Below are 14,540 nucleotides of genomic sequence, written 5' to 3'. Positions count from 1 at the left end.
CATGACTGATGAGTACGACGCAGCCAACTCTTGGATCGCAATAGTGGGCATGGCAGGCCGGTTCCCCGGCGCACCCGACCTGGACTCGTACTGGGACCTGCTTGTGGGAGGCCGGGACGCCTGCGTTGACTTAGATACCTCCGTTCTCGCGAAGTCAGGCGTACCACACGCGGTGATCTCGGACCCGCAGTACGTTAAACGCGCGTTGAGACTCGACGGCGTTGACGAGTTTGACGACGGGCTCTTCGGATTCACACCCGCCGCGGCCACACTCATGGATCCCCAGCAGCGACTCTTCCTCCAGACCGTGCACCACGCGCTGGAGGACGCTGCCCTCGATCCATGGGCCGTCTCTGCACGAACAGGCGTTTTCGCCGCCACAGGAACCAGCACCTACCTGTTGAACGCTCTGATGAGCGGCAGTCCGTACGACTCCATGGCCTATGGGGCGAACATGCAGGCCGTCTCGCTTGCCTTGAGCAATGACAAGGATTACATCGCCACACGGGTATCGCACACCTTGAACCTGACCGGCCCTGGCATCAGTATCCAAACGGCGTGCTCTAGCGCGCTCGTTGCGCTGCATCTGGCTTGTCAGTCACTTCTCGTGGGTGACTGTGACATCGCGGTCGCGGGTGGAGTCTCGGTGCGTGTTCCACAGGATGTCGGCTACTTCGCCGAGCCCGGGTCGATCATGTCTCCGACCGGCCGGTGTCGCCCGTTCGACGCGGCGGCCGATGGAACCATCTTCGGCAGCGGGGTCGGCGCAGTGATCCTCAAGCCGTACCTCGCTGCACTCACGGACGGGGACCCCATCCGTGCCATCATCCGCGGCAGCGCCATCAACAACGACGGCAATCTCAAGATGGGGTTTAGCGCACCGAGCGTGGAACAGCAGGCGCAGGTCGTCGCGGACGCTTTGGCGATCGCCGGAGTGGCCCCCTCCCAAGTGGGCTTTATCGAGGGGCACGGAACTGGGACCCCTATCGGTGACCCGGTGGAGGTGCAAGCGCTCACAGAATGGTTCACCGGCTCCATCACTACCCCCTGCTACCTCGGTTCCGTCAAGGGCAATGTCGGTCACCTCGAGGCGGCCGCCGGCATGGCCTCGCTCATCAAGACCGTCCTGGCCTTGGAGTACGGGATCATACCGGGGACATGCCACTACGATTCCCCCAACCCTGAGTTCCGACTGGACGGTACCCGGATCACAATCACGTCCGAGTCCACCGAGTGGGATACGCCGACCCGCATTGCGGGAGTGACCTCGCTCGGTGTCGGAGGCACGAACGTGCACGTTGTCCTTCAATCCACCACCCCTCCGAATCCAAAAGCCTCACATGACGGGATTACGACGCTGCGGTTGAGCGCCGCGAGCCCTGAGGCGCTCACACGCTCACGTCTCGCGCTCGCGAACCACTTGGCTGCGAAGCAGCCCTCACTCGCGGCAGTCGAGTCCACCCTTGTGCGCCGCAACCGCACGCACCTGTACCGCTGCACGGTCTCGGCTCGTACCGTGGAGGATGCGACGGCGCTGCTTCATGGGGGCACCGTCCAACAGCGGACTGCCCTCACCGAGAATGATTGCTACGACTTGGTTTTCCTGTACACCGGACAGGGTTCTCAGTTCCCGGGCATGGGGATACCGCTGGCCAAGGCCGAGCCCGACTTCGATGGCCCACTGCAGGAAGCGCTCACCAGCCTGAGCAAGGTATCAGACACCGATTTTGGGGCGTTGCTCACCGGCCGAAAGCGGGTCAACAGCACCGACCTTGCTCAGCCCCTGCTTTTTGCCGTCCAATACGCGTGGACGAAAGCTCTCGAAACCCGAGGCCTGACACCCAACGTGGTGTTGGGACACAGCATCGGTGAATTCGCGGCCGCTGTCGCCGCGGGGATAATGGATCTCGACACTGCTTCCTTCCTCGTCTGTGAGCGCGGGCGTCTCATGGCCGCTTGCCCCACCGGCACGATGATCTCGTTCCATGGGGTTGCTGAAATGGTCATCGACGCCGCCAGGACCGAGAACGTGGACGTGGCCGCGATCAACTCACCGATTGACGTCGTACTCGCAGGGAGCGACAGGAAACTTGAACGCATCACCAATTCTCTGTCGTCTGCCGGAATCACCGGACGCCGACTCATCACGAGCCATGCGTTCCACTCCGCCGCCATGGACCCAGTCGTCCCCCGGTTTACCGATCTCATGGCGACAACGACCCTGCGCGCTCCCCAGATCCCGATGGCCTCCAACATTACGGGAAGCTGGCTCACGGCCAGTGAGGCGGCGGACCCGCAACGCTGGGGAAACCACATTCGACGTACTGTGCAATTTGCTGACGACGTCGACCTCGTCCTGAGCAGAGGACCAGCAATTCTTGTCGAGGTGGGCCCCGGAAGATCGTTGATTTCTGCGGCGAGGTCGTCTGTGTCGTGGGACGAATCCCGTCACCACACGGTTCTGACACTCGGCCCCGAAAGTGCACCTCAGGACGGGATGAACTTGGCCCGCTGCCTCGGCGACCTGTGGGCCAGTGGCCTCCAGATCGACGACCCAACACGTGCCACAGCCCAAGCAGTCCACCTGCCCGGGTACCCCTTCGAGCGCACCAGGCACTGGGCAAAGACGAATCACCGAGTCATTCCGGCAGCTGATTCCCTGAGTACATCCCCTGACGTGGCGAGTTCACGGCAGCAGGGCCCGCGTTCATTCGGCGTCACCGAACTGCTCATCGACCTCATTGAGCAAACGCTCGGGGTGACCGGCGTCACTGCCGAGGACGATTTCTATGCCCTGGGCGGCGACTCGGTGGTCGCCATTCGCTTGGCCGCCGAGATGACACAGCAGGGTTGGCCGCTCAACCCCGAAGATGTGCTGGAGGCAGAAAGCATCGGCGACCTCGCCGCCCGACTCGGTAAGGATCTCATCGATCCCGAGATGGACGAGAACGGCAACGTGATCGTCGATCTGGTCCCCACACAGCTCCGGCTCGTGCACGAGGGGGGACTGCCTTGGCACGCGTGGCGGATCCCGCTCCTACTGCAGAGCCGAACGAGACTCGACAGCAGCACCATCGAGCGAGCGTTCTCAATACTTCTTGAACGCCACGACATCTTACGCCTCACCATCGACGCAACCACACTACCCGTCTCGGGGCGTCTGGTTGCAGAGCGTCAGATGCCAATCACCTTCCACGGCACCGGAACGCTCGACGATGCCGAGAGCATCCTCGGCAGTGCGATCACAAACGCGACCGAGGACGAACCACTCGTGCAGGTACACGTCTGGGACGATGGCGGATCCGGGACTCTGCTGGGGATCATCGTCCCACACGCGTTCGTCGACGCCACATCCCAGCACCTCATTGTCGATGAGCTCTCACGGCTCCTGGGGGGCTCCGACGACCTGCCTCCGACGTCGTCGACCTGGGCCGAGTGGACCCGCGTTGCCTCGCAGCTGTCTCGAAACCCGCTGGTGACACAGAACCAGCTGCCTGCGCCCGGGGTTCCCAAAGGGCCCGGGGCTCCCAAAGGTATGTCAAGGCGGCGGCGATACGAACGACTCACCTCGACGATGGAGCCAGCCCTCACCGCGGACCTACTGACAGCACAGCAAACGAACCGTGTGCCCTTGGAAACGATCCTCGCCGAAGCACTTGGCGAGGCCCTCGTTCATCGCCTACCCGGCTCGGTGCCCGTCTTCGAGATGGCAGGCACCATGCGCTCGGTCCGGCTGAAGGGTGTCGATCTGTCACGGTCGGTCGGGTGGTTCACCACCGTCTTCCCGGTGGCCTGGCTGAAGGAGCAGGGCATCGAGACCCCGCTGCATCAAGGCTTTGGGTACGACGCTGCACGACTCTCGCACGTTCGCCGCCCCGAGAGTTCCGGGCATGGCGGCATCCTGCTGTACTACCGGGCCATCCAGCCTCCTCCGGACGATGCACCGCTCCAAGTCATCCGTTCACATCGTTTGGAGGCCATCACCCAGCCGGGCCTTGGTCACGACATCCAGCTGGAAGTGACACGGGAAGGTGGCAAGCTCGAGATCGCTTGGTGGCGTGATGTCGAACAGGTCGGAAACGCAGACCTCGAAGAACTCGCGAACGATTTCATGGAAACGCTCCGCGCATGGTCGGCCAAGAGCGACGTACCGGACGACCTTCGAAACGCGCTCGCGCAAGAGCTCGGTCTGTGACCGGCTGACCCGGTCTCGGAGCACTGACGACGACAGAAGGAGGAAAACATGCCACGTAGCACCACCCCCTCGGGTGTGGACCGGATCGAGGATGCCTACCCTTTGGTGAGCTCACAGGCGAGCATGCTGTCGGAATGTCTCGCATCCGATGACCCGAGTCTCTATGTCGAACAGACAATCCTGCGCTTCACCGGACCACTTGATCAGGAACGCTTCCACAAAGCCTGGTCGCGGGTGACACAAGCGCTGCCACCGCTACGCACCGTGTTTGCCTGGCGCGGCGCCCAACCCATGCAAGTGGTGCTCCGCTCGGTGGAGGACAACTGGACCGTGAAAGACCTCAGTGGGCTTACCGCCGAGCGACAGGATGACGAGATCCAGCGCCATGTCATCACGGATCGCTTGGCGGGATTCGACCTGCGGAAGGGGCCGCTGTCCCGATACGCCCTCTTTACGCTGGGGCCCGACACTCACGTCTTCGTGTGGACACATCACCACCTGATACTCGATGGGTGGAGCGTCGGGCTGCTGGTCTCACTCGTGGAGAGGGCCTACGCCGAAGGCACCGCGCCAGATCCTCAAGGGGCAGCCCATCACAAGTTCGTCGAGTGGCTCGCTGGACGCAACGATAAGGAAAGCAGTAACTTCTGGGCCACGCACCTCGAAGGTTACGTTCCCTCGCCACTCCCGGGCATTGAAACCGTACCTCAGAAAACACCTGCCGATGAGGACACCGACGCTTGGGTGCAGCACAGCATTCCCGACAATATCCTGGGGCGTTGGGAATGCAGGCTCGCAGCAGGGCGGATCACCCTGTCGACCCTGATCACCGCGGCGTGGGCCGTCACTGTTCAACGTCACGCGGGCTCGGAGGAAACAGTTGTCGGGCTGACGAGCGCCAGCCGCCCCCGCGAAATCCCGGAATCACTCCGGCACGTCGGCGTCTACGTTGATGTCGCCCCTCTGAGGTTGGCGCCTCCCGAGGGTATGACAGTTCGCGAGTGGTTGCCCCATGTGCAGCAGCTGTCCCGTAGGGTCATGTCGCACAACTTCTCGGGCGAACAAGTCCCGCCACACATGAAATCCGTCGATCTCCCACTGCTGCAGAACGCGGTGGTGCTTCAGAATTCCCTGCAGAACAAGCAGGCGTGGACGCGCTTTGCGGACCTGCAGATCAATGACGTTGACTTTTTCGTCCGCACCGGCGTCCCGATCATGCTGATGGCCTTCATCCACAACGGCTTGCAGATGCGCTGCATCTTCGACCCACATCGGGTGGAGGCTGAGATGGCCCGTGATTTTCTCGACCACTTCGTCGTGGTGCTCCAGGCGATGGCGGATACCCCCGACACCCCGGTGAATGAATTACCTATCCTCACGGACGCCGAACGCGCCCTAGTGGACGGGATAAACATCACGGGGGTGCCAGCCGGGAAGCCTGGCGTGCACCACCGCTTCGCCGAGTTGGCGCAGGAGGACCCTGCCCGTCTGGCGCTCACCGGTCCCGGAGGTGACCTCACGTATGGCGAGGTCGAGGAGCGAACTCGTCGGCTGGCGTCCAGACTGATCGATGCGGGCGCCGGGTCTGAGAAGATAGTGGCCATCATCATCGGGCGTTCCTCGGAACTCGTCGAGGCGATGCTCGCCACTCACCGCTCCGGAGCTGCGTTCTGCGTGGTGAACCCTGACGGGCCGAGCCTGCGTTGGGACGTACTACGGGAGGATCTGGACCCTGCCGTGGTGCTCGTCCGGCGGGACGAGGCCCCAGAACAACTCATCAACGACCCCGATGTGATGATCTTCGAGGACGCGGTATCAGAGCCGCCAAAACAGGTCGAGCTACCCACGACGACCGCCCCTGAACAACTCGCCTACGTCGTGTTCACGTCTGGCTCCACGGGGAAGCCAAAAGGCGTCATGGTCACTCACGGCGGCTTGGACAACGTCGTAGGCAGCGAGATCGAGCGGATGGAGTTGGATCGATCAGCTCGGATGCTGCAGTTCTGCGCCACTACCTTCGACGTGTTCATTCTGGAGGTGTTCGCCACGTTCGGTGCCGGGGCGACTCTCGTGGTGGGGCGCGATGAGGATGTGGCACCCACAGAACGCATGGCGCCGTTCATGTCTCAGTTTGGGGTCACGCACGCAATCTACACCCCCTCCGCTCTTGCCGCGCTTCCAGAACCACTGGATGTGCCAACGCTACGGACCCTCAGCACCATAGGTGAACCATTGTCCGTCGACCTCGTTGAGCGGTATGCGAGCAAGTACCACGTATTCAACTTGTACGGCCCGGCCGAAGCGAGCATCGTGACGCTCGGTCACCACTGCGTCCTCGAGAACGGTGATCCCCCCATCGGGGCACCCATCCGTAATACCACCGTGCACATTCTCGGTCCCGGACGCGCTGAAATCCCCTTCAGCACGCCCGGCGAACTCTTTCTCGAAGGCATCTGTCTCGCGCGTGGCTACCTCAAGCAGCCCGAGGTGACCGCACGCGCGTTCCCTGAAACCCATCGCGGTCGGCTGTACGCGACTGGCGATCTCGTCACCAGGCGCCGGGATGGTCTTGTTCTCTTCAAGGGCCGCACGGACGACCAAGTCAAGATCCGTGGTTTTCGGATCGAACCGGCCGAGATCGAGCACGTTCTGCTCGGGCACGTCGATGTGACCTCCGCGGTCGTCGTGGGCCGGGGAACCGGGGCTGAGCGTGGCCTCAGCGCATATGTGGTGCTCGATCCCCAGAAGAGCGAGTGCTCGGAGGATTCCGCCCGGCGCGTTGAGTCCTGGCGCCAGCTCTACGAGTCAACCTACGGAGCAGCCGACCTCGAGGGCGATGGCGTCCGGAGGTTTGTGGGATGGCGAGACTCGTTCGCGAACCAGAGGATCCCGGCAGAGCAGATGAATCGCTGGGGCGCGGAGACGGTCGAACGCATCCTCTTCTCCAAGCCGGGGACAGTCCTTGACGTGGGCTGCGGAACGGGCATCGTCCTGCTTCCACTCGCTGAGGCCGGCGTCGATGTCACCGGCCTCGACATGTCCGAGCGGGCCCTCAATGAGGTTCGGCGCAACATCTTGCAGCTGCCACCGGGCAGCGGCCACATCAAGCTTCAACAGTGCGCAGCCGACGCCATCGGCAGCCTCGAAGGAACATTTGACATCGTGGTCCTGAACTCGGTCATCCAGTACTTCCCCTCCGCGAGCTACCTCTCCCATGTCCTCGACTTGGCCTGGTCCAAGCTCCGTTCGGGGGGGCAACTCTTCATCGGCGACATCCGAGCGTTGCAGCTTCTGCCCGAGTTCCATCTCGCGAGGCTGAAGGAGCAGAACTGCGAGGACGAATCTATCATCACGGCCGAGCAGGTCTTGGCCGCGGTCCGTGACGATGAGGAACTGGTCCTAGATCCTGGGTTCTTCGCTTCCTGGGCCGCGGACAAGGTTGATGCGATAGTGTCTCCGGTCGTTAAGAATCTCCCGGACAGCAACGAGATGTCGCTGTTCCGTTACGACGTCCGCATCCTCAAGCATGAGACCGATGTTCCTCCGGCCAGACTGCCCGAACCTCACGTGACCTATGACCTCGATGCTTTCTGGGCGGCGCTGTCGGATTCAGCAGAGGCGGTGGTTCTGGAAGGCATCCGCGACGCCCGGACTGCGGAGCTCGTCGATGACTGGTGCACACGCGACCTGACGATGCCGACCGTGGCAGGCATTCCGGTGCACGTCGCGGACATCGATGAACGTCTCACCAGCCTCGGCTATGACTTGGATGCAGTCCCCGGTCCGTTGGCTGGATCATTGCGAATTCTCGCGTCGCGGAAGCTCCGGGCAGCTGCACGGCTCGGCCTGGCGGCCCGGTTGGCCGACAACCGGAACCAGGAAAAAACGGTGAACTCCCCTCTGGAACGTCGCAGAGAAACGCGTGTGATCGAGGAATTGCACCAACTCGTCGAGCAGGCCTTCCCTGCGCACATGAGGCCGGACAGCATCACTGTGCTGGACGAGATTCCGAGAAATTCTAATGACAAGGTGAACAAGTCACAGCTACCCGCTCCTATCCCATTCGAGCGTCACGAGAAAAGCGTCGACGCTGCAGACGCTGTGGAATTCACGGCGGCACGGATCTTCGGCGAGGTTCTCCATCTACCGCCGCTGCCCGTGAACCTCAACTTCTTCCACACGGGGGGCAACTCGTTGCTCGGGCTGTCGTTGTGTTCGAAGCTCAGCGAGAACTTCGACGTCGACATTGAAGTTCGGTCGCTGCTCGAACATCCCACCCCACGAGGTATGGCAGGCATGGTCCGTGATCTACTCGCATGCGAGAGCCGTCGCCCCGATCCAGTTGTCCTGCTCAAGAATGGGACGTCACAGCCCGTATTTCTCGTACACGCCGCCGCCGGCAACGCCATGGCGTACCTCCCGCTAGTTCAGGTGCTTCCCACCGATACCAAGATCTACGGGCTCGAAGAACCTAACGTCGATGTCCCCACGACATCAATGCGCGATCTCGCCGCGTACTACGTAGAACGGATCCGCGAGATCCAGCCGTCCGGGCCCTACGTGGTGGGGGGCTGGTCCTTCGGCGGTCTCGTCGCTTCGCTTATGGCGGACCAGCTGACACGTGAGGAGCAGCAGGCCCGCTTGATACTCGTGGACGCCCCGGTGCCACGTTCCGATGTGACCGGTGGACTGAACCGAGCGCGGTTCACCGCCTATCTGAGTCACCGCCTGGGGCCGATCGTCACCGAGGTCGGGGATGCAGTGGGGGACAAGGGAACTGACGACGATTTTGTCGAGCGGGTGATCTCGGTAGCCAACCTTGAGGACGTGGGTGCCGGCATCGTGCAGAAACTCTGGGAATCGTATCGCCGAAGCCTGCAACTCATGAGCACCTTCGAGCCCCCGTCCTTCGGCGGAGAGTCGATCCTCTATCGCGCAGAGGATCAGTCACTGGGCGCCACCGAGCAGATCGACACCAGCATCGACCTCGGATGGGGGCTTTATCTGCCCGGCTTGCAGGTCGTCCCCATCGAAGGGGATCACGTATCAATCATGCTTGAACCCCGAGTTGCGCAGCTCGCTTCCGACCTAGCCCAGAGGTTGGCCGACTGGGATGCGGCATAACTGGTGAGGAATCCCACCCCACATGGGGAGGGCGACCTCGGAGGCCGCCCTCCCCATCCACAGGATTGCAGGAAACCTTTTTCCACCGCACCCTCCGAGCATCATTCCCTGTCCTTAAGGATCTCGGTGACATCGACTTTAGCGAGCTTGATCCGGGCGCCGAAGTACACAATGGTGTAGGCAACCACGACGATCCCAATGATCATCATCACCGAGTAAACATCGAGCAGGAAGGGCGCCCCCATCGGCATTGAAGCAATGATGGCACGCCACACCGGTGCCAACACAAGTAGCCCGATCGGAATGCCCAGCAGCAGGGCCAGAACAACAACTAGCGCGTAGTTGTTGAGATAGAGTCGTGCGACCTCACTCTTCCTATACCCAAAGGACTTCATGAGGGAGATACTGTAGGTGTCACGATCGACGATCATCCTGATGAACAATGCAAGCACAATGCAGATAATGACAACCGAGAGGGCAACCAAGGTTATGACGATCGGTGAAGTTATTTCCACCGTCTTCTCCGCCCCGTTGACGATGTCAGCCCGCGTGATAACCGCCTCGACCTGCCCTTCATCAAACTCAAGGGACTGGTCACTCAGTACCGCATTGTAGTAGTCATCAGCCTGTCCCAGCAGGGTCCGGTTGGCTTGGATCGGTTGGAATATATAAAGCCCTGACGCATAGGGCACGATTTGTGAGACGACCACTCGGTAGGAGTGTGCCGCGATTCGGTCAGTGAGGAAGATCGGGTCGCCCACTTTGAGCCCATAGCGATTTGCGACCGCGTCCGAGACGGCGACGTCCGTGTTGGCCCCCCCGTCCAGATCAAAGTCGAAATACTTGCTGCTATCGGGCAGACCTAGCATGGTCACATTCGACTGCGACTCGTCACCGATGGCCATTGCTGTGGCGAGGACAGGCTCGGCGCCTGCTGGCACCTCGGTGTCCGACACCTGCAGTGTGTACATGTAGTCGAACTTCAGGTCTTCGGTCACCCGCGACGAGTAGTTGCTGATGCTCGTCTGCATGCCAAAACCAAACACCATAAGGATCACTGCGAGCAGTAGACCGGCCAGCATGATGACGTACGACCTCGACTCACGCAGAGCCTGACGGACCCGGAACCTCGGCACGAACGACCAGCCCTTGAATGAGAAACTCCTTCCTCCCACTTTCTGATCAGGGGTTTTCCGCAGAAGACCCAAGGGGCTCTGTGAGAGCTTGCGTCGGAGTTGGATCGCGATCACCACGGCGACCAGGAGCGGTGCGGCGAGAAGACCCGTCGCCAACGCCACCTCGGCGATGCGAGGCTCAGGAGCCGGCACTGAGTAGAAGGAAGTCAGCTGCGCGAACTCGTTGAAGGCCTGTGCTCCGAAACTCCCGCCCGCGGTGCCCGCGATGCAGGCGAGCACTACGACCATGAGCGGTGGCAACAGGTACTGGAAGATGAGTTCTCGCCGACGAAATCCCATGGCCGAGAGAGCACCAATTGACCCGCTGTCCTGGTCGAGGTTGTCGATGGCGAAAGCCGCTAGCATGTATGCAGCCAAGACGAGCAGGAGAAAGCCCGCGAACAGGGCCGTCGTCTGGTTGACCTCAGCGTCGTTAGTCACGGTGATGACTCGCGGGTTGGTGTCGGCCGACTGAAAGCTTGCAAGAATCGGGATCTCGATCTTGGCGTTTTCATCTACGTATTCACGCAAACCCGCGTTGGCGTCCCCCACCTGTTGCAACGCCTCATCCGCGCTCGGCGCCATCGACGCCGCCGTACGGGCTCCTTCCGTCAGTCCGTCGAGCGCATTGATGAGTTTCTGCCGATCCTCCTGCTGCTTGTTCACACGGGTGCGCAGGGCCGGGTTCGAGATCTCGTCAGGGTCAACCTTCATGTCGAGAAGCCAACTCCGCAACTGGTCCTGGGACACGTCGTCAGGAAGCTGGTAAGCATAGCTGTACGTCGGAGTAAGACTTCCGGTCGCAGTGCTCTCGAAATCCTGAACGGAGACGAAAGCGGTACCGAACGCCCCCGGAGCGGTGGACGATGAGGCCACGCTGGGTATTACGTAGGAGTAGTCGGGAGTGGAACCCACACCAGACACCATGAGCTTTTTTCCGGCAAGCTCAATGGTCGAACCCGGAACCAAACCGTGGGCGTCAGCGTAGAGTTTCTCGACCACGATGTCACCTGAGCTCTCCGGCAAACGCCCATCACTCAGTTGGATCGTGTTGATCGTGCCACGAACGGGCTGGAGTCTTACGGTGCTGTCTCCAGGGCCCGAGATATCCACCCATGGCTGTTTCTCAAGTGTCACCCCATGCTGCTCAAGGGACCTACGCTGGGCCTCAGTCAGGGGGGCGCGCGCCTCGAACTCGCCATCCTCGAGATGCGCTGATACCCGGAAGGTGTTCACCGATGTGATCATGGCATCAGAAGATGTGATCAGTGCAAGAACCACACCAAGTCCGCCTGCGACCAGCAAGAAAATAGCCCCGTAACGTAGCGCGTTCTGCCTGATTTCACGCAGCGACCGGCGAAACCATGTGGTCACCATGAGATGTCCTTCACTGGCGTCCGCGAGTCGTTGTGCTGTCGATCGGTGATCTTCCCATCCTGCAGAAGAATAACGTCATCGCCCATTGCGGCGATGCCTGCGTTGTGCGTTACGATGCACATGGTCGCACCAGTTTCGGTATTCACCCGGCTGAGCAGTTCCAAGACATCGATGGAAGTCTGGGAGTCGAGTGCGCCCGTGGGCTCGTCACACAGCAGGAGTTCTGGACGTTTCACCAAGGCACGTGCGATCGCACACCGCTGCTGCTGCCCGCCGGACAGCTGAGAGGGGAACTTGTTGGCGTGCTCCGCCAGCCCAAGCAAGTCGAGTATTTCCCTCATGTCGAGGGGATCGCGGGTGAGATGCTCGCATACTTGGATGTTCTCCCGCACCGTGAGATTCGGGATCAGGTTGTAGAATTGAAAGATGAACCCTAAGTGGCGGCGGCGAAACTCGGTCAGTTCACGCTGCGACCTACCTGTCACGAGTTCATCAGCTACCTTGATGCGCCCCTCGTCGGGTATATCAAGTCCACCGATGCAGTTGAGCAGTGTCGACTTCCCCGATCCACTTGCCCCCAAAATGACGGCGATGGTGCCCCGTTCAATCTCGAGCTCAATCTCGTCCAGAACTTTTACGTACCCGGCACCCACACCGTAGCTCTTGGAGAGTCCGTTTATGGAGATGAACATGCGCATCAGCTCCCCAAACGACAATCGGTCGCACGCGTCTCACGAGGACACGGGATCGGACTCACTGAGCGAAGCGGTGGCAAGACGAGGTTGAGGACCGAGCTTGGGCGTTCATAGTGTACTGTCAAGGTTCTCATCAGACAACTCCTCGTAGGGGTGGTTACGTGTCCTCGTAGGGGTGGTTACGTGAGGTCGAGAACTCGGTCATCACGCTTCATAACCCTACCCTACGTCACCGAAGGTCCTAGGGCAAAGTGCAACAAATTTCGTTAGCAATAACGAAAACGGGCCTAATCGAACACGCAGAGTAAAATTTGTACTGCGAAGCTCATTTGCAACCCTCCTGAAACCTGACTTGGCTCATTTAGTGTCGTTCCCGGGTGTTGTGGATGGCGTCGAGCCAGGTTTGGATGTTGTTGGGGATGGGGTCTTCAGCGGTGACGATGGCGTCGCCGGCTTGGATGTCGATGGTTCGGTAGCGGCGTAGTGTTTTGACCAGGGTCTTCAAGCTGACTTTGGTGGTGGCCTCCAACCAGCGAGCGACGGCGAGGGCGGCGAACACGATGGTGAGGTGGGCCTCGATCGAGTCTTTCAAGTGGTGGTGGATCGGGCGGGCTTTCAGATCGGATTTGCTCATCCGGAACGACTTCTCGATCTGCCACAACTGGTGGTAGGCGCCGATCACGTACTCCGGCCTCGGGTCAGCCAGGTTCGTGATGTATCCCTTCCAGCCAGCCAGCGCTTTGGCTTTGGCCTCCAAGTCCCGGTTCACCGATTTCTGTGCGCCGGTGAGGGTGATGAACCGGTTCCGTTTCACCGGGATCTTCCCTGCGACCACGCGTTCGGCCTTGCTGACCTGCTCGCTGATACCGCGTAGGGTACGGCGTGCTCGGTCGGCCCGGTACTGGTAGTAGATCGTCTCTGTCACTGCTGCCCCGGCCGGGCCCCTCGACCAGGGTTGAGTCAGGGTCAGCCCGTCAGGGGGCTGCTGACCGGAATGGGTCTTCAGCCACTCCCGCACGATGTAGGGGACCTCGGGGATCTTCTGGCCCACGATGAACCGCAACCCCGCCCCGGACAACGCCCGCAGGTTCCCGTCAGACAACATGCCCGCATCAGCCACCACCGTCACCTCCGGCAGGGCGTGAGCGGCCTGGAACGCCTGGAGCGACGGGATGATCGTGGTCGTCTCCGCACGGTTACCCTCGAACGCCTCCACCATCAACGGGAACCCCCGCGCGTCGGTCAACAACCCGATGGTGATCTGGGGTTCCAAGCGGCGTTCCTTGCTGTATCCGGGTTCCCGGAACCCGTCCCCAACATCAGTCTCAAAGTAGAGCGTGCTCACGTCGTACAACACCAAAGTGGCAGGCCCCAACCCGACGTGACAAGCGCACGCGGACGCTATCTGCTGCCGCCACGCCGGCTCGGCATACACGGCGAGCCGACGCTTCACCGTCGCGTAGCCGCAAGGCCGAACCCCGATCTCTTCGAGCACCCGCAAGGTCTCCAACTTGCTGGCCGGCTCGATCAACCGGCCCAGCACCAACTGCTTGAAAACCTCGTCACCACCACTGGCGGTATCGAACCCGAGTCGTTCAAACCCGACCGACAAGGCATTCCACAAGTGCTCTGCCCGCGACCGCCGGATCGGTAGCGCCCGCCGTCGTGGCTGCCCGTCCCCGAAATCGAGTTCGTCCTGACCAGCGGCGATCATGCGCTGCCGCGCCACCGCTTTCAACACCTCAACATCCTCCGGCGTGTGTGCCGACCCGATGTGATCCATCGACCGCGATCCACGAGACGACGACCACACCACCTGAACCGCCGTCGCCCCCGACGCGGTCTTCACCGTCCTCACATACGGACTCACCCCAACAGGCTAGAACACCCCCGATTAGTGCACACCACACCAACCAAAACCCCTAGCCAACACCCCCTCCAACCCCAAAAACACCAAACATGAGCCAAGTCAGG

Annotated in this window: 5 protein-coding genes; 2 read left to right on the top strand and 3 right to left on the bottom strand. The window is 61.3% G+C overall.

Annotated elements, in window-relative coordinates:
* Window position 1: 1 nt before the first annotated feature.
* Window positions 2–4,195 (top strand): type I polyketide synthase, encoded by a 4,194-nt coding sequence (locus E0E39_RS01020; RefSeq protein WP_130873082.1) that lies wholly within the window; start codon window positions 2–4, stop codon window positions 4,193–4,195.
* 48 nt (window positions 4,196–4,243) lie between these two features.
* Window positions 4,244–9,319 (top strand): non-ribosomal peptide synthetase, encoded by a 5,076-nt coding sequence (locus tag E0E39_RS01015; RefSeq protein WP_130873081.1) that lies wholly within the window; start codon window positions 4,244–4,246, stop codon window positions 9,317–9,319.
* A 101-nt stretch (window positions 9,320–9,420) separates the two neighbouring features.
* Here E0E39_RS01015 and E0E39_RS01010 read toward each other — a convergent pair whose 3' ends face one another.
* The 3 genes from E0E39_RS01010 to E0E39_RS01000 form a co-directional block, all read right to left on the bottom strand.
* Window positions 9,421–11,871 carry an ABC transporter permease gene (locus E0E39_RS01010; protein WP_130873080.1) on the bottom strand — a complete coding sequence of 817 codons (2,451 nt, stop codon included), beginning with the start codon at window positions 11,869–11,871 and terminating at the stop codon, window positions 9,421–9,423.
* Complete coding sequence (locus E0E39_RS01005) at window positions 11,865–12,569, bottom strand: ABC transporter ATP-binding protein (RefSeq protein ID WP_207302375.1); 705 nt, start codon at window positions 12,567–12,569, stop codon at window positions 11,865–11,867. The genes E0E39_RS01010 and E0E39_RS01005 overlap by 7 nt, the downstream gene beginning before the upstream one ends.
* Before the next feature lie 358 nt (window positions 12,570–12,927).
* Window positions 12,928–14,424, bottom strand: coding sequence for an IS1634 family transposase (locus tag E0E39_RS01000; protein ID WP_425470697.1), 1,497 nt, complete (start codon window positions 14,422–14,424; stop codon window positions 12,928–12,930).
* Between the last annotated feature and the right edge of the window lie 116 nt (window positions 14,425–14,540).

It is taken from the genome of [Pseudopropionibacterium] massiliense (assembly GCF_900607225.1).
Taxonomy (GTDB): domain Bacteria; phylum Actinomycetota; class Actinomycetes; order Propionibacteriales; family Propionibacteriaceae; genus Arachnia; species Arachnia massiliensis.
Note: the sequence above shows the minus strand (reverse complement) of the source record. Positions and strands in the feature narration are given on the sequence as shown.